This window comes from Cellulomonas olei (genome assembly GCF_039548315.1).
GTDB lineage: Bacteria > Actinomycetota > Actinomycetes > Actinomycetales > Cellulomonadaceae > Cellulomonas.
The window spans coordinates 38225-57110 of sequence record NZ_JBCLVN010000008.1; the positions used below are offsets into that span (position 1 = coordinate 38225).

The 18886-nt window shown below is 75.9% G+C and carries 17 protein-coding genes; 10 read left to right on the forward strand and 7 right to left on the reverse strand.

Annotation, left to right across the window (positions count from 1 at the left end):
* Positions 1-55: 55 nt before the first annotated feature.
* Together AAHH18_RS04310 and AAHH18_RS04315 are read right to left on the reverse strand one after the other, a co-directional pair.
* A complete protein-coding gene (locus tag AAHH18_RS04310; RefSeq protein WP_343300701.1) occupies positions 56-565 on the reverse strand; it encodes an ASCH domain-containing protein in 510 nt (169 codons plus the stop codon).
* A gap of 37 nt (positions 566-602) precedes the next feature.
* The gene (locus AAHH18_RS04315) at positions 603-830 is read right to left on the reverse strand and encodes a PLD nuclease N-terminal domain-containing protein (RefSeq protein WP_343300702.1); all 228 of its coding nucleotides are present in this window, start codon (positions 828-830) and stop codon (positions 603-605) included.
* 252 nt (positions 831-1082) lie between these two features.
* On the opposite strand from AAHH18_RS04315, the gene AAHH18_RS04320 reads away from it, so the two are divergent.
* The 4 genes from AAHH18_RS04320 to AAHH18_RS04335 all read left to right on the forward strand — a co-directional run bounded on the left by AAHH18_RS04320 (position 1083) and on the right by AAHH18_RS04335 (position 6026).
* Positions 1083-2525: a sensor histidine kinase gene (locus AAHH18_RS04320; RefSeq protein ID WP_343300703.1), complete on the forward strand. Its 1443-nt coding sequence runs from the start codon at positions 1083-1085 to the stop codon at positions 2523-2525.
* A complete protein-coding gene (locus tag AAHH18_RS04325) occupies positions 2522-3190 on the forward strand; it encodes a response regulator transcription factor (protein ID WP_343300704.1) in 669 nt (222 codons plus the stop codon). The genes AAHH18_RS04320 and AAHH18_RS04325 overlap by 4 nt, the downstream gene beginning before the upstream one ends.
* A 143-nt stretch (positions 3191-3333) precedes the next feature.
* Entirely contained in the window at positions 3334-4101 is a 768-nt protein-coding gene (locus AAHH18_RS04330) for an ABC transporter ATP-binding protein (protein ID WP_283321925.1), read from the forward strand.
* Between the two features lie 5 nt (positions 4102-4106).
* Positions 4107-6026, forward strand: a complete 1920-nt coding sequence (locus AAHH18_RS04335) for an ABC transporter permease (RefSeq protein ID WP_343300705.1) — start codon at positions 4107-4109, stop codon at positions 6024-6026.
* A 105-nt stretch (positions 6027-6131) separates the two neighbouring features.
* Here AAHH18_RS04335 and AAHH18_RS04340 read toward each other — a convergent pair whose 3' ends face one another.
* Both AAHH18_RS04340 and AAHH18_RS04345 read right to left on the reverse strand, forming a co-directional pair.
* Positions 6132-6836: a DUF4232 domain-containing protein gene (locus tag AAHH18_RS04340; RefSeq protein WP_343300706.1), complete on the reverse strand. Its 705-nt coding sequence runs from the start codon at positions 6834-6836 to the stop codon at positions 6132-6134.
* A 44-nt stretch (positions 6837-6880) separates the two neighbouring features.
* Complete coding sequence (locus AAHH18_RS04345; protein WP_343300707.1) at positions 6881-7918, reverse strand: LacI family DNA-binding transcriptional regulator; 1038 nt, start codon at positions 7916-7918, stop codon at positions 6881-6883.
* A 242-nt stretch (positions 7919-8160) separates the two neighbouring features.
* Here AAHH18_RS04345 and AAHH18_RS04350 point away from each other — a divergent pair, with 242 nt between their 5' ends.
* The 5 genes from AAHH18_RS04350 (at position 8161) to AAHH18_RS04370 (ending at position 15475) form a co-directional block, all read left to right on the forward strand.
* Entirely contained in the window at positions 8161-9462 is a 1302-nt protein-coding gene (locus AAHH18_RS04350) for an extracellular solute-binding protein (protein WP_343300708.1), read from the forward strand.
* A gap of 7 nt (positions 9463-9469) precedes the next feature.
* On the forward strand, positions 9470-10492 hold the full coding sequence (locus AAHH18_RS04355) for a carbohydrate ABC transporter permease (protein ID WP_283318790.1): 1023 nt from the start codon (positions 9470-9472) through the stop codon (positions 10490-10492).
* Positions 10492-11379: a carbohydrate ABC transporter permease gene (locus tag AAHH18_RS04360; protein WP_283318791.1), complete on the forward strand. Its 888-nt coding sequence runs from the start codon at positions 10492-10494 to the stop codon at positions 11377-11379. Before AAHH18_RS04355 ends, AAHH18_RS04360 begins: the two co-directional genes overlap by 1 nt.
* Positions 11380-11465: 86 nt before the next feature.
* Positions 11466-13904 carry a beta-xylosidase/alpha-l-arabinosidase gene (locus tag AAHH18_RS04365; RefSeq protein ID WP_459349080.1) on the forward strand — a complete coding sequence of 813 codons (2439 nt, stop codon included), beginning with the start codon at positions 11466-11468 and terminating at the stop codon, positions 13902-13904.
* Positions 13901-15475, forward strand: a complete 1575-nt coding sequence (locus tag AAHH18_RS04370; RefSeq protein WP_343300709.1) for a glycoside hydrolase family 43 protein — start codon at positions 13901-13903, stop codon at positions 15473-15475. Before AAHH18_RS04365 ends, AAHH18_RS04370 begins: the two co-directional genes overlap by 4 nt.
* Positions 15476-15532: 57 nt before the next feature.
* Here AAHH18_RS04370 and AAHH18_RS04375 read toward each other — a convergent pair whose 3' ends face one another.
* Positions 15533-16495, reverse strand: a complete 963-nt coding sequence (locus AAHH18_RS04375; protein WP_343300710.1) for an acetylxylan esterase — start codon at positions 16493-16495, stop codon at positions 15533-15535.
* A gap of 147 nt (positions 16496-16642) precedes the next feature.
* Here AAHH18_RS04375 and AAHH18_RS04380 point away from each other — a divergent pair, with 147 nt between their 5' ends.
* Positions 16643-18118, forward strand: a complete 1476-nt coding sequence (locus tag AAHH18_RS04380) for an amidase (RefSeq protein WP_343300711.1) — start codon at positions 16643-16645, stop codon at positions 18116-18118.
* 4 nt (positions 18119-18122) lie between these two features.
* Here the strand turns inward: AAHH18_RS04380 and AAHH18_RS04385 are convergent, their stop codons facing one another.
* Positions 18123-18320, reverse strand: coding sequence for a hypothetical protein (locus AAHH18_RS04385; RefSeq protein ID WP_343300712.1), 198 nt, complete (start codon positions 18318-18320; stop codon positions 18123-18125).
* Positions 18321-18378: 58 nt separating this feature from the next.
* Positions 18379-18861 (reverse strand): NUDIX domain-containing protein, encoded by a 483-nt coding sequence (locus tag AAHH18_RS04390; protein WP_343300713.1) that lies wholly within the window; start codon positions 18859-18861, stop codon positions 18379-18381.
* Between the last annotated feature and the right edge of the window lie 25 nt (positions 18862-18886).

Below are 18886 nucleotides of genomic sequence, written 5' to 3' on the forward strand. Positions count from 1 at the left end.
CCGGCACCCGGGGGAACCGCCACGCCCGGACCGTCAGGAAGGCCTCAGCAGAGCCTCAGTCCGCGTGCTCCGGCGGCCACACCACCCGGAACCGCTCCAGCACGATCTCGTCCGACTCGCTCCACCGGGCGCCGCGGGCCGCGCAGGTGCGCTCCCAGTAGACCCGGTGCTGCTCGCGCCAGCTCCGCAGGCTGCGGTCGTCCTCGCCCTCGTCGAACGCGAAGTCCGCGTCGACCTCGCGGAACGTCGCGACCCGCAGCTCGACGGTGCGCAGCACGAGCGCGGGGGCGCCGCGGCCGTCGCACGCGACCCAGTGCGCGCCGACGCGGGGCAGCGGCTCGCCGCGGTGCGCGAACTCGGTGACCAGCTCCGCGGTGGCGCGCTTGGCGCCGTGGCGGACGATCCCGAGCAGCTCGTCGCTCAGCTCCACCGAGTCGCCGAACCGGTCGACGACGTGCTCGTCACCGGCGGCGACGGCCTCCGGGTGGGCGGCGACGTAGGCGGTCCAGAGCGCCTCCGCCGCGTCGGTGTCGAGCGGGCCGGGCGGGGTGCGTCGCGTGGTCACGGGTGGATCCTCGCAGGCTCGGGCGGGCGCCCCGGCGTCAGCCCGCCGTGCGGCGTCCCTTCGCGAAGTACGCCAGGGGCCCGACCCAGTTGACGAGGATCGCCAGCCCCCACGCGAGCTTCGTCCCGCTCACCTCGGACGCCGGGCGGCGCGCGAGGTCGCGGTACGCCGCGGCGGTGAGGGTGACCTGGGCGAGGCCGACGACGACGGCGCCGACCCGGCGGGACGTGGGGAGGTCCGACCAGCGGGTGTGGGAACGGCTCATGCCCCGACGGTAGGCCGGTGCCGCCCGTGGCGGGAGGGTCCGACGGCCCCTGTCGCCGGACGTCCGCCCCTGCGCCGGGAGCGGCCCCCTGCACAGCGGCTGTGACGAGGACGACCGGGAGGTCCACCTGCTGGGGTGGGGCCGGGCGCTCCCGGCGTCGTGCCGGAGGTCGCGGCGCCGGTGGCCACGCCCGCCCGAGGAGGGCCGCCGCACCCCCGGGGAGGCGGCCGCGCCGCGTGGCACGATGCCGGGATGGTGACCTCGCCCGCACCGGACGCCGTCGGGCGGACGCCGCCGCACGCCGCCGGGCAGCGGCCGTCGCGCGGCGACGTCGTGGCCGCGGCGGTCACCGGTGCGGTCGCGGTCGCGGGGCTGCTGGCGCTGCCGCTGCTGGCGCGGCTCGACACCGACCCCGCCGCGGACGCGGCAGTGCCGGCGGACGTGCCCGCGGGATCGGCCGGCTGGTGGCTGGTGCTCCTCGCGCTCGCCGCGCAGGCGGTCGCGCTGGCGTGGGTGCGGTCCCGCCCGCGCGCGGTCCTGCTCGGGGTGTCGGCAGCGGCGGTGGTGGCGGCGCTCGCGGCGGGTGCCGGGGCCGGCGGGCTGACGGGCCTGGCGGTGCTGGTCGCGGTGTACCGGGCGGCTGTCGCGGTGCCGTTCGCGCGGCTGCGCGGGGTGCTGCCCGTCGTGCTCGCGCTGCTCACCGCCGACGGGGCGCTCCGGGGCACCGGCGTCACGGGCAGCGTCCCCCTGCTGCTGGCGGCGGCCCTCGGGCAGGCCGTGCTCCTGGTGGCGCTGCCGCTCGGGACCGCGCTGGTCGTGGCGTCCCGGCGGGCCGTCCGCGAGGCGCAGGCCGGTGAGCTGCGCGCGCTGGCCCGCGAGCGCGACGCCCTGGTGCGCACGGCGGTCGCCACCGAGCGGACGGCGATGGCCCGCGAGCTGCACGACATCGCGGCGCACCACCTGTCCGGCATCGCGCTCATGGCCTCGGCGATCGACCGGCAGATCGACACCGACCCCGCCGCGGCCCACCAGGGGGTGCGGGCGGTCCGGGACCAGAGCCGCGTGGTGCTGCAGGACCTGCGACGGCTGGTCGGGCTGCTGCGCGCGGACGACCCCGCGGAGACCGAGGCGGCGTCCCTGGCGGCCGTCCCGGGGCTGGTCGCGGCGGCGGGCGCGGTGGCCGGGGCGCCGACGACGGTCGAGGTGCTCCGCCCCGAGGGCGCCGACGGAGAGCTGGGCGCGGGCGTCGGTCCGCTCGGGCAGCTCACCGCGTACCGGATGGTCCAGGAGGCGCTGGCGAACGCCCGCTCCCACGCGCCCGGGGCGGCCTGCCGGGTGATGGTCGACGACCGCGGGGCCGCCGCCGTGGTGGTCGCGGTCCGCAACGACCCGCCCGCTCTCGTGCCGGCGCCGGCCGAGCGCGACGACCGCGGGCACGGGCTGCGGGGGATGCGGGAGCGGGCCGACCTCGTGGGGGCGACGCTGCGGCACGGTCCGACGCCGGACGGGGGGTGGGAGGTGCGGCTGACGCTGCCCCGGGAGCCCCGCGAGCGGCCCGGCACGGAGCCCGTCGGTGCTTCGCCCGCGGGAGCGCCGCCCCCCGACCCCGCACCCGACCCCGCACCCGACCCCGGGAGCGGCACCGCCGCGCCCACCCCCCGCACCGTCCCGCCCGCCACCGGAGCCGCCCCGTGACCCGCGTCCTCGTCGCCGACGACCAGCCCCTCGTCCGTGCCGGCCTCACCGCCCTGATCGACGCCGAGCAGGACCTCGAGGTCGTGGGCGCGGCCGCTGACGGCGTCGAGGCCCTGGCGCTGGCCCGCAGCACCGCCCCGGACGTCGTGTGCCTGGACGTGCGGATGCCGGGGCGGGACGGGATCTCCGTCGCGCGGGAGCTGTGCGGCCCGGACGCCGAGCACCCGGTGCCGGTGCTCGTGCTGACGACGTTCGACCTCGACGAGTACGTCTTCGGGGCGCTGGAGGCCGGCGCGTCGGGGTTCCTGCTGAAGGACGCGGAGCCGGAGACGATCGTGCACGCGGTGCGGCAGGTCGCCGCGGGCCTCGGGACGCTCGACCAGGCGCTGACGCACCGCGTGCTGCGGGAGTTCGCCGGGCGCCGGCGGCTGCAGCCGGTGACCGTGGAGCGCGGGGCCGACGTCCTGACGGCGCGGGAGCGGGAGATCCTGCAGCTGCTGGCGCAGGGGATGTCGAACGAGGAGATCGCCGCGACGCTGGTCGTCGAGGTGTCGACGGTGAAGTCGCACCTGGCGCGGATGATGCCGAAGCTCGGCGTGCGCTCGCGGCTGCAGGCCGTGGTGTGGGCGTACCAGAACCGCGTCGTGGCGGTGCCGGGCCCGTAGGAGGTCCGCCCCGGGGGGCACGGCCTGCATCGGAGGATGCAGGCCGTGCAGTTGCGTCCTGCGCGTCTGGAGGGCGACGGTGCCCGGTTCCTAGCGTGGCGAGCGAGAAGAAGGACCCCTCGCGTCGACCCCCGGAGGACACCGTGACGCTCCCCGCACCCACCACCGAGCAGCCCGTCGCGGGCACCGAACCGGCCGTCCGGCTGGTGCAGGTGCGCCGCTCCTACCCCAGCGGCCGCGGCACCGTCGAGGCGCTCGCGGGCGTCTCCCTGGCGCTGCCGCCAGGGTCGGCCACCGCGATCATGGGCCCGTCCGGGTCCGGCAAGTCCACGCTGCTGAACTGCGCAGCCGGTCTGGACCGCCCGACCAGCGGGCAGGTGCTGGTCGGCGGCGACGACCTGACCGCCCTGTCCCCGGACGCCGTCACGCGGCTGCGCCGGGAGCGCATCGGGTTCGTGTTCCAGTCGTACAACCTGGTCGGGCACCTCACGGTCGCCGAGAACGTCGCGCTGCCGCTGCAGCTCGGCGGGCGCGCGCCGGACCCGCACCTGCGCCGCTACCTCATGGCGGCCGTCGGGCTGGAGGGCATGGAGGACCGCCTGCCGGGCGAGCTGTCCGGCGGTCAGGCGCAGCGCGTCGCGATCGCCCGGGCGCTCATCACGCGGCCGGCGGTGGTCTTCGCGGACGAGCCCACCGGGGCGCTCGACTCGCACACGGGCGCCCAGGTGCTCGACGTGCTGCGCACGACGGCGGCCACGCTGCACCAGACCCTCGTCCTGGTGACGCACGACGCCCGCGTGGCCGCCACGGCGGACCGGGTGCTGTTCCTGGCCGACGGCCTCGTGGTCGGCCACCTGGACGAGCCCACGGTCGAGCAGGTCACCGACCGCATGCTCGGGCTCGGGCGGTGAGCGGCATGTGGTCCTCCGCCCTGTCCGCCGTGCGGGTCCACCGTGCGGGCCTCGCCGGCAGCGCGCTCGTCGTCGTCCTGGCCGCGGCCCTGCTGACCGCGACCGGGGCGTGGGTCGAGGCGGGCCTCCGGCTGTCGGCGTCACCCGGCGCGCAGGCCGACCCGTCGGCCGCGATGCTGCTGGCGGTGGCGTCCTCCTTCGCGGGCACCGCCGTGCTGATCGCCCTGCTGGTGGTCGCGTCGACGTTCGCGGGCGCGCTGCGGCCGCGGTCCCGCGAGTTCGCGCTGCTGCGCGCCATCGGTGCCACGACCGCCCAGGTCCGGTCGACGATCACCGCCGAGGTGCTGCTGGTGTTCGCGGTCGCGGCGCCGCTCGGCACGGTGCCGGGCCTGCTCCTCGCGCCGCGGCTGACCGGGGCGCTGCGGGCCGGGGGCGTGGTGCCCGAGGGCTTCGCCATGACCCTGTCGCCGTGGCCCGTGCTCGCGACGCTCGCCCTGCTGGTGCCGACGGCGCTGCTCGCGGCCCGGGTCGCCGCCCGGGAGAGCGCGCGCCTCAGCCCGGCGACCGCGCTGCAGCGCTCGGCGGTGGAGCGGTCGGGGCTGTCGCGGGGGCGCCGTCTGACGGCCCTCGTGCTCGCGGCGGTGGGGCTGGCCGCCGCCGGCGTGCCGTTCGTGCTGCCGGGGCTGATGGGCAGCGCGGCGGCGACGACGTCCGCGTTCCTGCTCATCACGTCGGCCGCGCTGGCGGGCCCGCTGCTGGTGGGCTGGGCGGCCCGCCGCGGCCTCGCGCTTGGGCGGCGCGGCGCCGTGACCACGCTGGCGCTGGCGAACGCCCGGGGCTTCTCGCGGCGCCTCACCGGGGCGATCGTGCCGCTCGCGCTGCTGCTGGCGCTCGGCACCGTCCAGTCCGGCGTCAACGCGGGCGTCGTCGAGGCGGCGGAGCGGCAGGTGCGCGAGGGCGTCACCGCGGACCTCGTGGTGCCCGACCGGCCGGACGTGGCCGAAGCCGCCGCCCGCGTCGCCGCCCTCCCGGGCGTGGCCGACGCCGCGGCGACGACGCTCGTGCCCGCGCAGGTCATGGTCGACGAGCCCGACGAGGACCTGCCGTTCCTGGACGCGCTGGGCTGGGAGCCGACCACCCTGCGCACCGTCCCGGCGCAGGCCGGCCTGCTCGACCCGGACGTCCGGGCGGGCGACCTGGCCGGCCTGGCGGACGACGGCACGATCGCGCTGAGCCGCGAGGCGGCCGTCGGCGGCCCCGGGGTGGGCGGGCAGGTGCTGGTCCGGATCGGCGGGCAGGAACGGCAGCTCACGGTGGTCGCGCTGTACGACCGGGGACTCGGCCTCGGCGACTACCTGGTGGGCGAGCGGGTCGCGGCGGACGCCGCGGCGACCGGAGCCGAGCCGGCCGGCGGGGCGGTGCTCGTGCGTCTCACCGCTCCCGGTGCGGCACCGGCGGTGCGCGCCGAGCTGGGGGCAGCGGGCCTCGCGGTCACGGACGCCGCCGGCTACGCGGCCCAGGTGCGGGACGCCGCCGCGGGGGAGCAGGGCCTGTCCACCTGGCTGCTGCTCGCGCTGCTGGCGTTCGTGGCGGTCGCGGCGGCGAACACGCTGGTGCTGCTCGTGCGGTCCCGGGCGCCCGAGCTGGCGCTGCTGCGCCGCACGGGGGCCACCCGCCGGCAGCTGCTCGGCATGGTGACCGTGGAGTCCGGCCTGACCACGCTCACGGCGCTCGCGGTCGGCGTGGCGTGCGTGCTGCCCGCCCTGGTGGGGGTCGGTCAGGGGCTGCTCGGCAGCCCGCTGCCCGTGCTGGACGTCGGCGTGCTCGCGGGGCTGGCCGTCGCCGTGGTGGCGATCGGGGTGGTCGTGCCCGTCGCCGCGGCCGTGCGGGGCGTGCGGGGCGCGACCCCGGCGGCGCGGGCCTGACCCCGGCTGAGCCACCCGCGCCCACCCCGGTCTCACCCGCACCCGCCCCGCGCCCGCCCCGCGCCCGGCCGGCGACGCGCACCGCGTCCCGGCCGGGCGTCGTCGTCAGCTGCCGGGCTGCAGCGCCTGGACGGTCAGCAGCGTCACGTCGGTGCTCGCGCAGGCCTCGAGGTCGGCGTCGGGGACGTACAGCGACTCGGTGGACCCGGGCGGGTAGACGCGGAACCCGTCGGGCTGCACCGGCGAGCACGACTCGGCGGGGTAGTTCTGCGCGACGGAGACGGTCAGGGGAGCGTGCGCGGTGCCGCCGGCGTCCAGCGTCACGGTGTCGTGGCCGCTCGACCGGTCGAGCGTCGCGGACGCGCCGACCTGCTCGCCGTCCCCGCCGCCGACGAACGACACGCCCGGCCAGCCCTGGAGCCAGCAGGCGTCGTCCCCGGTGTTGGTGAGGACGAGGTCGACGTGCCGGCTGCCGGCGGCGGCGTCCTGGTCGGCGACGGACAGCTCGAGGTCGCCGGTCGCGCAGCGCGCGAGCTCGAGCCCGTCGCCCGCGCCCTCGTCGCCGGACGAGCCGCCGGGGCCCTCGCCGGTCGTCCCGCCGCCGCCGTCCGCACCTCCGGTCGCGCCCGCGCCGGGCGTCGTGGCGTCGTCGCCGGGGGCCGGCGTGCCGGGCGTCGTGGTGGTGGCGGGCGGCGGCGCGGTGGGCGCGGCGGTGTCGCCGGAGGACCCGCAGCCGGCGAGCAGGGTGACGAGCCCGGCGGCCAGCGCGGTGGAGGTCAGGACGGTGCGGCGGACATGTTGCTGTATCACACAGCCATCTTGCGCTCCCCGCGCCGGGGGCGCAGGTCGGCGGGTCAGCGCCGCGGCGCCGTCGTGCCGCGCACCACCAGCGAGGTGGGCAGCCGCTCGTGCACGGCGCGCCCGCGCGCACCGGGCTGCGTCCCGCCCGGCTCGTCCTGCGCCGCGGCACCGCCGGGCAGCGCGGCGAGCAGCAGCTGCACGGCCGTGGAGCCGAGCTGCTGGATCTCCTGCCGGACCGTCGTCAGCGGCGGCGTGGTCGAGGCCGACTCCGGGATGTCGTCGAACCCCACCACCGACAGCTGGTCCGGCACCCGGACGCCGAGCCGGGCGGCGGCGTCGAGGATGCCCATCGCGGAGACGTCGTTGGCGGCGAACACGGCCGTGGGCGGGTCGGGCAGGGCGAGCATCGCGGCCGTCGCCTCGTACGCGGCGCCGCGCCGGTACTCCGCGACGTGCATGAGGTCGGCGTCGGGCGTCACGCCGGCGTCCATGAGGGCCTGGACGTAGCCGGCCTCGCGCAGCGCGGACGACTCCAGGTCGCGGCGGCCGCCGAGGAACCCGATCCGCCGGTGCCCCAGCCCGAGCAGGTGGCGCACGGCGAGCATCGCGCCCTCGAGGTTGTCGGAGTCGACCGTCGGCATCGCGCCCGGGCCGGCGTGCGGGTCGACGGCGACCACCGGGACCGGCGCGTCCGGGTCGACCACGGTGGGCGTCACGAGGATGGCGCCGTCGATCAGCGTGCCGCTCAGCCGCGAGAGGTAGCGGCGCTCCCAGCCGGCCCGTCCGGCGCCCCCGCCGGTGTAGGCGAGCAGCGCGTAGTCGGTGTGGGCGAGCGCCGCGCCGACGCCCTTGAGGATCTCGGTGGAGAACGGCTCGAACTCCGCGACGAGCACCCCGACGGCGAACGTGCGGTGCGACCGCATGCCGCGCGCGACGAGGCTCGACTCGTACCCGAGGCGGTCCACGACCTCCTGGACGTGGGTCGCCGTCGCCAGCGCGATCCCGTCCCTCCCGTTGATCACCTTGGAGACGGTCGCCACGGAGACACCGGCCTCGTGGGCGACGTCCGTGATCGTCACCCGGCGTGCCATGGCCGACATCCTACGGTTGCTAAAACGTTATCGACAACGGTTGACACGGTGGTTTGCCGCCTGCGAGAGTCCCTCGTGCAGTCCGGTCAGCGATGACGAGGGAGGCCCGACGTGAGCACTGGCGCACCAGTCGGCGTCGGCGAGGCCGAAGGGAAGCAGCCGGTGGGCTGACGCCTGGCGGCACATCGGGTCCGACCCACCGGGGAGGACCTCCGGTCAACTCAACGAAGAGGACAGATCTCATGAAGGCACGCAAGACACTCGCGGTCGCGGCCGCGGTGGTCGTGGGAGCCATGGGCCTGGCCGCCTGTGGCGGTGGTGACGACTCCGGGTCCAACGACGGGGGCGGTGACGGGAAGGTCGAGCTGACCTTCTGGCACAACTCCACGACCGGTGACGGCAAGGCGTACTGGGAGGACACGGTCGCCGCGTTCGAGGAGGCCAACCCGAACGTCACGATCACGATCCAGTCCATCCAGAACGAGGACATGGACGGCAAGCTCCAGACCGCCCTGAACTCCGGCGACGCGCCGGACATCTTCATGGCGCGCGGCGGCGGCAAGCTCGCCGACGTGGTCGAGGCGGGCCAGGCCATGGACCTCACCGACAAGCTCACCGACGAGACCAAGTCGGCGCTCGGCGAGGCGTCGCTGTCGGCGTTCTCGATCGACGGCAAGACCTACGGCGTCCCGACGGCCGTCCTCCCCGGCGGCCTGTACTACAGCAAGGACCTGTTCGAGCAGGCCGGCATCACCGAGACGCCGACCACGATGGACGAGCTGAACGACGCCGTCGACAAGCTCAAGGACGCCGGCATCCAGCCGATCGCGCTGGGCGCCAAGGACGCGTGGCCCGCCGCTCACTGGTACTACTTCTTCGCGCTGCGCGAGTGCTCCGCGGACACGATGGCCCAGGCCGCCGCGGACATGAGCTTCGACGACGAGTGCTGGACCAAGGCCGGTCAGGACCTGCAGGACTTCGCGGGCACCGAGCCGTTCAACAACGGCTTCCTCACCACCTCCGCGCAGCAGGGCGCCGGCTCGTCGGCCGGTCTCGTCGCCAACCACCAGGCCGCCATGGAGCTCATGGGCGCCTGGGACCCGGGCGTCATCGCCTCGCTGACCCCGGACCAGAAGCCGCTGGCCGACCTCGGCTGGTTCCCCTTCCCGGCGGTCGACGGCGGCAAGGGTGACCCGAGCGCCATGATGGGTGGCGTCGACGGCTTCAGCTGCTACGTGGACGCCCCGGCCGAGTGCGCGGACTTCCTGAACTTCGCCGCTCAGAAGGAGTACCAGGAGAACTACGCCAAGGCGTTCGTCACCCTGCCGGCGAGCAAGGAGGCGCAGGGCGTCGTCACCGACCCGGCCCTGCAGGACGTCCTCGCGGCCTACAACGACGCGGCCTACGTGTCGGTGTGGCTCGACACCCTGTTCGGCCAGAACGTCGGCAACGCGCTGAACACCAGCGTCGTCGACATGCTGGCGGGCAACGGCAGCCCCGACGCGATCGTCGAGACGGTCAACGCCGCGGCGGCCAAGGAGTAGCTGGATCATGAGCGACTCGCAGGGCGTGGGCCCGCTGGTCACGACGTCGCCCGAGGGTCGCTCGGGTGTCGGGGACGGTGCCGTCACGGCGCCGTCCCCGGCCCCCCGGCCGCGGCGCCGGAAGAGGGGGAGCTGGCGTCAGCGGCTCGAGGTCACCCTCCTGACCGGCCCCGCCATCCTGATCTTCCTGGCGTTCGTGATCTTCCCGGTCGTCATGGCCGCCTACTACGGGTTCTTCAAGTGGAAGGGCTACGGCCCTCCGACCGACTTCGTCGGGCTGCAGAACTACCTCACGATCTTCCAGGACCCGACCTTCATCGACGCCCTGCGGCACAACGGCTTCATCGTCGTCATGTCGCTCGTCATGCAGGGTCCCGCAGCCGTCATCCTGGCGCTGCTGCTCAACCGCAAGATCCGCGGGCGGTCGCTGATCCGCGTGCTGATCTTCGTCCCGTACGTGATCTCCGAGGTCATCGTCGGCACCGGCTGGAGCCTCATGCTCCAGACCAGCGGCGCCGTGAACGACCTGCTCGGCAAGATCGGCCTCTCGGGCTGGGCCGTCGACTGGCTGTCCGACCCGAAGATCGCCATCTGGTCGCTGATGATCATCATCACCTGGAAGTACATCGGCTTCGCGGTGATCCTGTTCCTCGCCGGCCTGCAGTCGATCCCCGAGGAGCTCCACGAGGCCGCCGCCATCGACGGCGCGTCCTACTGGCAGGCGCAGCGCAGCATCACGCTCCCGCTGCTCGGCCCGACCATCCGGATCTGGGCGTTCCTGTCGATCATCGGCTCGCTGCAGCTGTTCGACCTCGTCTACATCATCTGGGGCCAGTACGTGTCCGCCACGGCGGGGACGTCGACGATGGCCACGTACATGGTGCTCAACGGCCGGAACGCCGGGAACTACGGCTTCGGCAACGCGGTCGCGGTCGTGCTGTTCCTCATCTCGCTGGTCATCGCGCTGACCTACCAGCGCTTCGTGCTCCGGCGTGACACCGAGGGCGCGCTCACGGAGAGGAAGAAGTGATGGCCGCCACCGCCGTGCAGGCGTCGCCCGTCGCCGCTCCCGGCCCCGCCCCGCGGCGCCGCGGGAAGTCGCTGGACCGCGTCAACCCGATGGTCTACGTCGTCGCGTGGGCCCTGGTCGGGGTGTGCATCGCCCCGGTGCTGTACATCATCCTGGGCGGCCTGCGGACGAACTCGCAGATCACGCAGGACCCGTCGGGCTTCCCCTCGACGTGGGAGTTCGGCAACTACGTCGACGTCCTGGGCAGCTCGCTGTTCTGGCAGCAGGCCGGCAACTCCGCGATCACGGCGATCGCGACCACCATCGGCGTGGTCGTGCTCGGGGTGATGGCCAGCTTCGTGCTCGCCCGGTACGACTTCCTCGGGCGCGGCGCGATGTACTCCCTGTTCGCCGCGGGCCTCATGTTCCCGATGACGGTGGCCATCACGCCGCTGTACATCATGATCAAGAGCCTCGGCCTCATGAACAGCCTGGCCGGCATCATCCTGCCGCAGATCGCCTTCGCGCTGCCGACGACGATCATCATCCTGGTGCCGTTCCTGCGGGCCATCCCGAAGGAGCTGGAGGAGGCCGCCGCCATCGACGGCGCGAGCCGGCTCGGGTTCTTCTTCCGGATGGTGGTGCCGCTGTCCGTGCCGGGCGTCGTCACCGTCGGCATCCTCGCGTTCATCGCGAGCTGGAACAGCTACATGCTGCCGCTGTTCATCCTGAACGACGAGTCCATGTACACCCTGCCGCTGGGTGTGCAGTCGTTCGCCTCGCAGTACTCCGTCGACACCGCCCGGGTGCTGGCGTTCACGTCGCTGTCCATGATCCCCGCGCTGATCTTCTTCTCGCTGTTCGAGCGGCGGATCGTCGGCGGGCTCACCGGCGCCGTCAAGGGCTGAGGCCACCGGTGCCCCGGCGGCCGCGCGGCTGCCGGGGCACCGGGCCCGCCCCCCTCGCACGTCCTTCTCTCTAGGAGCACCTCCGCGTGTCCGACCACATCGCCGACCGCCCCGCAGGACGCGTGGCCCCGTCGCTCCCCGCCCTGCCCGCCTGGCCCGTCGTCTCGGACCGCGTGCGCGACCTGCACGCCCGGATGACGCTGGAGGAGAAGCTCGCCCAGCTGGTGGGCTACTGGCTCGACCAGAACGGCACCGTCGCGCCGATGCAGTCCGAGATGGCCGCCGGCCAGAAGGACTCCGGCCAGCTCCCCGAGATCACCCGCCACGGCCTGGGGCACTACACCCGCGTGTACGGCACCCGCCCGGTGGAGCCGGCGGAGCGCGCGGCCTGGCTGTGGGCCGAGCAGCGCCGCCTCAAGCGCGAGACCCGGCTCGGCATCCCCGCGCTGGTCCACGAGGAGTGCCTCACGGGCCTCGCGGCGTGGAAGGCCGCCACCTACCCGACGCCGCTCGCCTGGGGCGCGTCGTTCGACCCGGACCTGGTGCAGGAGGCCGCCCGCGCGATCGGCGACTCGATGCGCGAGCTCGGCATCCACCAGGGCCTCGCCCCCGTGCTCGACGTCGTCGGCGACCCGCGCTGGGGCCGCGTCGACGAGTGCATCGGCGAGGACCCGTACCTGGTCGGCACCGTCGGCACCGCGTACGTCCGCGGCCTCCAGGAGGCCGGCGTGCACGCGACGCTCAAGCACTTCGTGGGCTACTCCGCCTCCACGGCGGGGCGCAACCACGCGCCGGTCGAGGCCGGCCCCCGCGAGATCGCGGACGTCTACCTGCCGCCGTTCGAGATGGCGGTCCGCGACGGCGGCGCGCGCTCGGTCATGAACGCGTACGTCGACATCGACGGCGTCCCGCTCGCCGCGAGCACCGAGTACCTGACGCAGGTGCTGCGCGAGGAGTGGGGCTTCGACGGCGTCGTCGTCGCCGACTACTTCGCCGTGGCGTTCCTCGAGGTCATGCACCGGATCGCCGCCGACCGCAGCGAGGCGGCCGCGCTGGCGCTCGAGGCCGGCCTCGACATCGAGCTGCCCACCGGGGACGCGTTCCTCGAGCTCGCGGACCGGATCCGCTCCGGCGAGGTGGACGAGGCGCTCGTGGACCGCGCCGTGCTGCGCGCGCTCGCCCAGAAGGAGGAGCTCGGGCTGCTCGACCCCGAGGCGTTCGAGGACGAGCCGCCGGCCGAGATCGACCTGGACTCCCCGCGGCAGCGCGAGCTGGCGCGCCGCCTCGCCGAGGAGTCCGTGGTGCTGCTCGCCAACGACGGCGTGCTGCCGCTGGCCCGGCCGGCGCGCGTCGCCGTCGTGGGCCCGAACGCGGACCGGCCCGAGGCGCTCATGGGCTGCTACTCGTTCGCGAACCACGTGCTCGCGCACCACCCGGGCCTGCCGGTCGGCTTCGAGATCCGCAGCGTCCAGGAGGCGCTGCTGGCCGCGCTCCCGGAGGGCACCTCGGTCGTCACCGCCGAGGGCTGCACCGTGGAGGGCGACGACCGGTCCGGCTTCGCGGAGGCGGTCGCCGCGGTGGCGGACGCGGACGTGGCCGTGGTCGTCGTCGGCGACCAGGCGGGCCTGTTCGGGCGCGGCACCGTCGGCGAGGGCAACGACGTCGAGTCGCTCGAGCTGCCCGGCGTGCAGCGCGCCCTCGTGGCCGACCTGGTCGCCACCGGCACGCCCGTCGTCATGGTGCTGCTCACCGGCCGGCCGTACGCGATCGGCTGGGCCCTCGACGGCACCGGCCCGCGTCCCGCGGCGGTCGTGCAGGCGTTCTTCCCCGGCGAGGGCGGCGGCGACGCGATCGCCGACGTGCTCACCGGCGCCGTGAACCCGTCCGGCCGGCTGCCCGTGTCGCTGCCGCGCGCGGCCGGCGCCCAGCCGTACCGCTACCTGCACCCGGTGCTCGGCGGGCCGTCCGACGTCACGTCGACCGACCCGACGCCGGTGCGGCCGTTCGGGTTCGGCCTGGCGTACACGACGTTCGCCTACTCGGACCTGGCCGTCGACGCCACGGTGGACTCGGCCGCGTCGTTCGAGGCCGCGGTCACGGTGACCAACACCGGGGACGTCGCGGGCACGGAGACCGTCCAGCTCTACGGGCGCGACGTGCACGCCTCGCTGGTCCGGCCCGTCGCGCAGCTGCTCGGCTACGGGCGGGTGGACCTGGAGCCCGGCGAGTCGCGCCGGATCACGTTCCGCGTCCCGACCACGCGCCTGGCGTTCACGGACCGCCGGATGGTGCGGGTGGTCGAGCCCGGCGACGTCGAGGTGTGGGTCGCGTCCCACTCCCAGGCGTCCGCGCCGGACGCGCTGGGCGACACGACGGGCGGGGCGATCAGCAACAGCCGCGGCCGCGAGGAGCGCGCGCTGCCGGGCACCGCCACGCCGCGGCGCACGGTCGTCGTCACCGGCGGGGTGCACGAGGTCACCGGCGCCGACCAGCGCGTGGTCGAGGTCAAGGTCACCGCGCCGTGACGACGGTCCCCAACCCGCTGCTGCCCGGCTGCTACCCCGACCCGTCGGTCTGCCGGGTCGGGGACGAGTACTACCTCGTCACCTCGACGTTCGAGTACCTGCCCGGGCTGCCGGTGTTCCACAGCCGCGACCTCGCGAGCTGGGAGCAGATCGGGCACGTCGTCGACCGCCCCGGGCAGCTCGACTACACCGGCCTGGCGTCCTCGTCCGGCCTGTACGCCCCGACGATCCGGCACCACGACGGCCGGTTCTGGGTCATCTGCACGCTCGTGGACCAGGCGGCGGCCACCCGCGAGCCGGGCCGCGGCAACTTCCTCGTGACCGCCACCGACCCGGCCGGCCCGTGGTCCGACCCGGTGTGGCTGGACGAGGACGGCATCGACCCGTCGATCCTGTTCGACGACGACGGCCGCGTCTGGGTGCACGGCACCCGGCCGGCGCGGGAGCCCGAGTGGCACGACCAGACCGAGGTCTGGGTGCGCGAGCTCGACACGGAGACGCTGCGCCTGACCGGCCCGGAGCACGTCGTGTGGTCCGGCGCCGTCCGCGGCGCGGTCTGGGCGGAGGGGCCGCACCTGTACCGGGTGGGCGACCGCTACTACCTGCTCGCGGCGGAGGGCGGCACCGAGTTCCACCACGCCGTCAGCGTCGCGCGCGCCGACCACGTCACCGGCCCGTACACCGGGAACCGGGGCAACCCGGTCCTCACGCACCGGCACCTGGGCCGCGGGTCGGGCGTCGTGGGCGTCGGGCACGCGGACCTGCTGGAGGCGGCCGACGGGACGTGGTGGGCGGTCGCGCTCGCGATGCGGACCTACGGCGGCTACCACTACCCGCTCGGGCGGGAGACGTTCCTCGTGCCCGTGACGTGGGAGGACGGCTGGCCGGTGTTCGCGCCGGGCCTCGGCCGCGTGCCGGACCACGTCGAGGTGGCGGGCGCCGGCGCCTGGCACCCCGGCGTCGTCCAGGCCGCCGCTCCCGGACCCGTCCCGGCCGGTGACCTCCGGTGGACCGCGGTGCGGGCGCTGCCGTCCGAGGTCGCCACCGCCGACGGCGACGCGTGGGTGCTGCCCGTGCGCCCCGCGGGTCTGGGCGACGTGGAGGTGCCGGCGTTCCTGGGCCTGCGCCAGCAGCGCACCGACCTCGACCTGCGCGTGACGCTCGTGGCCGACCTGGCCGAGGGCGAGGAGGCCGGCCTCGCGGCACGGCAGTCCGAGCGGCACCACGTCCGGCTGTCGGTCGGCGCCGCGCAGCCGGACGGCACCCGGCGGGCCGTGCTCGTGCGCCGCGCGGACGACGACGAGACCGAGCTGGGCTCGGCGACCCTCACCGGGCCGGAGGGCGCCCCGGTCACGCTGCTGCTGCGCTCCCGCGGCACGCAGTACGCCCTGCACGCCGGGATCGGGGACGCTGAGCCGGTGCTCGTCGGGCACGCCGACGCCCGCTGGCTCGACTCGGTGACCACCGGCGGGTTCCTCGGCGTGTGGCTCGGGGTGCACGCGACCAGCGGCGGCCGGCCGACGACGTCGGTGGTGCGGGTCCGCGAGGTGCTGCTCGACCACCCGCGGTAGCGGCTGCCGCACGACGACGAGGCGCGGCGTCCCGGTCGGGGCGCCGCGCCTCGCGTCTCAGCCCAGCGTGGTCCGCACGAACTCGACGGCCTCCAGGTCCTCCTGCGGGCCGCCGGACTCGTGCCCGTTGTAGCGCCAGACCCGCAGCTCCTTCGGGCCCTGCCACTCGCGGTGGGCCGCCACGACCGTCGACGGCGGCACCACGGGGTCCATGAGGCCCACCGAGAACCGCGCGGGGGCGGTGCCGCGGCGGGCCATCGCGACGCCGTCCACGTAGGACAGCGTGCGCAGCACCTGCTCGGCGGCGTCCCGGTGGATCGCGAGGTACTCGACGACCTCCGAGAACGGCTTGGCGTCCGTGATGCCGATCGCCCGCGCGATGTCGCACAGGAACGGCACGTTCGCGACGACCGCGCCCACGCCGTCCGCCAGCGCGCCCGCCGCGAGCGCCATCGCGCCGCCCTGGCTGCCGCCCACCACCGCGACCCGGTCGGGGTCGACGCCCGGCAGGGCGCGGGCGGCGTCCACGGCGAGCACCGCGTCGGTGAACAGCCGGCGGTAGTAGTACGTGGCCGGGTCCTCGATGCCGCGCGTCATCACGCCCGGCACCTGCGGGCCGGTGCCCCAGGGGTCCGGCGTCGCGCCGCGGCTCCAGCCGGCGCCCTGCCCGCGGGTGTCGACGTACAGGTGCGCGAAGCCCGCGGAGGCCCACAGCAGGTTCTCCGTGACCTCGCCGCGGCCGCCGCCGTAGCCGACGTACTGCACGACCACCGGGAGCGGGCCGTCCACCCCGGCGGGGCGGCGGTACCACGCGCGCACGGGGTCGCCCGCGAAGCCCGGGAACGTGACGTCGTGCAGCTCGACCGTCGTCAGCGGCGTCGCCACCGGTTCCACCGTCGTCGCGGCGCCGCGCCCGCGGCTCTCGGTGAGCGTGCCCGCCCAGAACGCGTCGAAGTCCTCCGGGTCCACCAGCGCGGACACGTGCTCCCACAGCTGCGGCTCGGCCAGGTCCAGGTACACGGCACTCCCGTCATCGACGACGTCATGGACGGGAGAACGATATCGGTGCGGCGGTGACGTCCGAGGTCAGACACCCAGGAGGCCGCCGATCCGCGTGGACGGCTCCCCGGGCCCGCCCACGGCGTGGCCCCCGCCTACGCTGGCCGGGTGACCGCGCTGCACGACCGGACCGCCCTCGACCTGCGTGACGGCCTGCGCGCCGGCGACCTCGACCCGGTGGCGGTCGCCGACCACTTCCTGGCGCGGGCCGCGGCGAGCGACCTGGGCGCGTTCGCGACGACCACCCCGGAGGCCGCGCGGGCACGGGCGTCGGCGCTCGCGGCGGACGGCCCGGCGGCGGGTGCGGTGCTGTGGGGGCTGCCGCTGGCGGACAAGGACCTGGGGGACCGCGCGGGGGTGCCGACGGGGTTCGGGTCCCGGGCGTGGGCCGGTGAGCACCGGTACGTCCCCGAGGTGAGCGGCGACGTCGCACAGGTGCTGGACGCCGCCGGCGCGGTGTCGCTCGGGAAGACCGCGGCGCCGGAGCTCGGGTTCCCGGCGACCACCGAGCCGCTGACCGGGCCGCCCGCCCGGAACCCGTGGGACCCGGGGCGCAGCGCCGGCGGGTCCAGCGGCGGCGCGGCGGTGGCGGTCGCGGCGGGCCTGCTGCCCGTGGCGCCGGGTTCGGACGGCGGCGGGTCCATCCGGATCCCCGCGGCGGCGTGCGGGCTGGTGGGGCTGAAGCCGACGCGTGGCCTGCTGCCGGCCGGCGGCGGGGTGGAGTCGCTGGGCGGGCTGGTGGTGCACGGGCCGATCGCCCGGACCACGGCGGACGCGGCGCTGCTGCTGGAGGGCCTGCTGCCGCGGGACGCCGACGGGGCCGTGCCGCACCCGCGCACGCTGCGGACCGCTGCCGGGCCGGCCGGGTCGTACCTCGCGGCGGCGCTGCACGGCGCGACGCCGGACGGGCGGTCGGTGTTCCGGGTGGGCGTCAGCACGTTCAGCGCCTGGCAGGACGCGTACGACGTGGCGCCGGGGCCCGAGGCGGTGGCCGCGCTGGACGACGCGGTCGCCGCGCTGGGCGCGCTCGGGCACGACGTCCAGGACACCGGGCGATGGGACCCCGACCCGCGCTACGCGCCCGCGTTCCGCGCGCTGTGGATGGCCGGCGCGTCCGCGGTGCCGCTCGACGACCCGGAGCGGCTCGCGCTGCTGGAGCCCCTCAGCCGCTGGCTGGTGGAGCAGGGCCGCGCGCTGCCGGCGCGGGCGCTCGCGGAGGCGCTGGCGGACCTCGCGCGGTTCGAGCGCACGATGGTGGCGCGCGTCGGGCGCTACGACGCGGTGCTGCTGCCGGCGATGGCGATGACCCCGCGGCCGCTCGGGTGGTACGACGCGGAGGACCCGGAGCGGAGCTTCGCGCAGCAGTGCGCGTACACGCCGTACACCTCGATGCTCAACGTCGCGGGGCTGCCCGCGATCACGGTGCCGGTGCGGTGGACGGACGCCGACGACGCCGCGCCGGCGGGGCTGCCGATGGGGGTGCAGCTCGCGGGGCGCCCCGGGAGCGAGCACGTGCTGCTGGCGCTCGCGGCGCAGCTCGAGGAGCGGCTGCGCTGGCCGGATCGGCGACCGCCGACCTGGTGACCGGTCAGCTCGCGCGGCGCCGCGCCCGGTAGACGGCCGTCATCCGGTCGAACTCGTCGCGGGTCAGGCCCATCGCCTCGATCATCTCGACCTCGAGCCGCTGGTGCTCGACCCGTTCCGGCGCGGTGCGGGGCGGCCGCGCGGCGAAGTAGCGCGCGCTGACCTCGGTCAGGCGGTCGTGGTCGATCGGCCGGCTGCTCATGCCGAGCACCGTACGACCGACCACCGACACGCCCCGGACGGGCGGGGCGGCCCGGCGGTCAGCCCCCGGCGACCACGTCGACGAGGCGGTCGAGGAACGCGGTCTGCGCCTCCACCAGCAGCCCGCGCGCCTCGTCGAGGCCGCACCAGCGCAGCTCGTCCAGCTCCGGGAACGTGACCTCCCGCCCGCTGCGGGGCGGCCACTCCACCGTGACCTGGCTGACCGGCCCGCGGGAGGCGGCGAGGTCCAGGCCCGTGGCGCGCGCCCACAGGTGCACGACCTTGCCCGCGCGCTGGCGGACCTCCCCCAGGTCGACGTCCACCCCCGGGGGTGCGGGGACGCCGACCTCCTCCGCGAACTCCCGCAGGGCGGTCGCGAGCGGGTCCTCGCCGGGCAGCGGCTCGCCCTTCGGCACGGTCCAGGACCGGGGCCGTCGCGCCCAGAACGGCCCGCCCATGCGCCCGACGAGCACCTGGAGCGCGTCGTCCGGCCCCCGGCGGTGCAGCAGCAGGCCGGCGGAGGTGCGCGCGGCGGCGGTCACGGGCGGTCCGGGGTGTCGCGGGTTC

Bases quoted from the DNA above. Each gene is read 5' to 3' on its own strand.
- AAHH18_RS04320 (WP_343300703.1), top strand. From the start codon at position 1,083: ATGGTGACCTCGCCCGCACCGGACGCCGTCGGGCGGACGCCGCCGCAC.
- AAHH18_RS04360 (WP_283318791.1), top strand. From the start codon at position 10,492: ATGGCCGCCACCGCCGTGCAGGCGTCGCCCGTCGCCGCTCCCGGCCCC.
- AAHH18_RS04345 (WP_343300707.1), bottom strand. From the start codon at position 7,918: ATGGCACGCCGGGTGACGATCACGGACGTCGCCCACGAGGCCGGTGTC.
- AAHH18_RS04315 (WP_343300702.1), bottom strand. From the start codon at position 830: ATGAGCCGTTCCCACACCCGCTGGTCGGACCTCCCCACGTCCCGCCGG.
- AAHH18_RS04385 (WP_343300712.1), bottom strand. From the start codon at position 18,320: ATGAGCAGCCGGCCGATCGACCACGACCGCCTGACCGAGGTCAGCGCG.
- AAHH18_RS04335 (WP_343300705.1), top strand. From the start codon at position 4,107: ATGTGGTCCTCCGCCCTGTCCGCCGTGCGGGTCCACCGTGCGGGCCTC.
- AAHH18_RS04350 (WP_343300708.1), top strand. From the start codon at position 8,161: ATGAAGGCACGCAAGACACTCGCGGTCGCGGCCGCGGTGGTCGTGGGA.
- AAHH18_RS04355 (WP_283318790.1), top strand. From the start codon at position 9,470: ATGAGCGACTCGCAGGGCGTGGGCCCGCTGGTCACGACGTCGCCCGAG.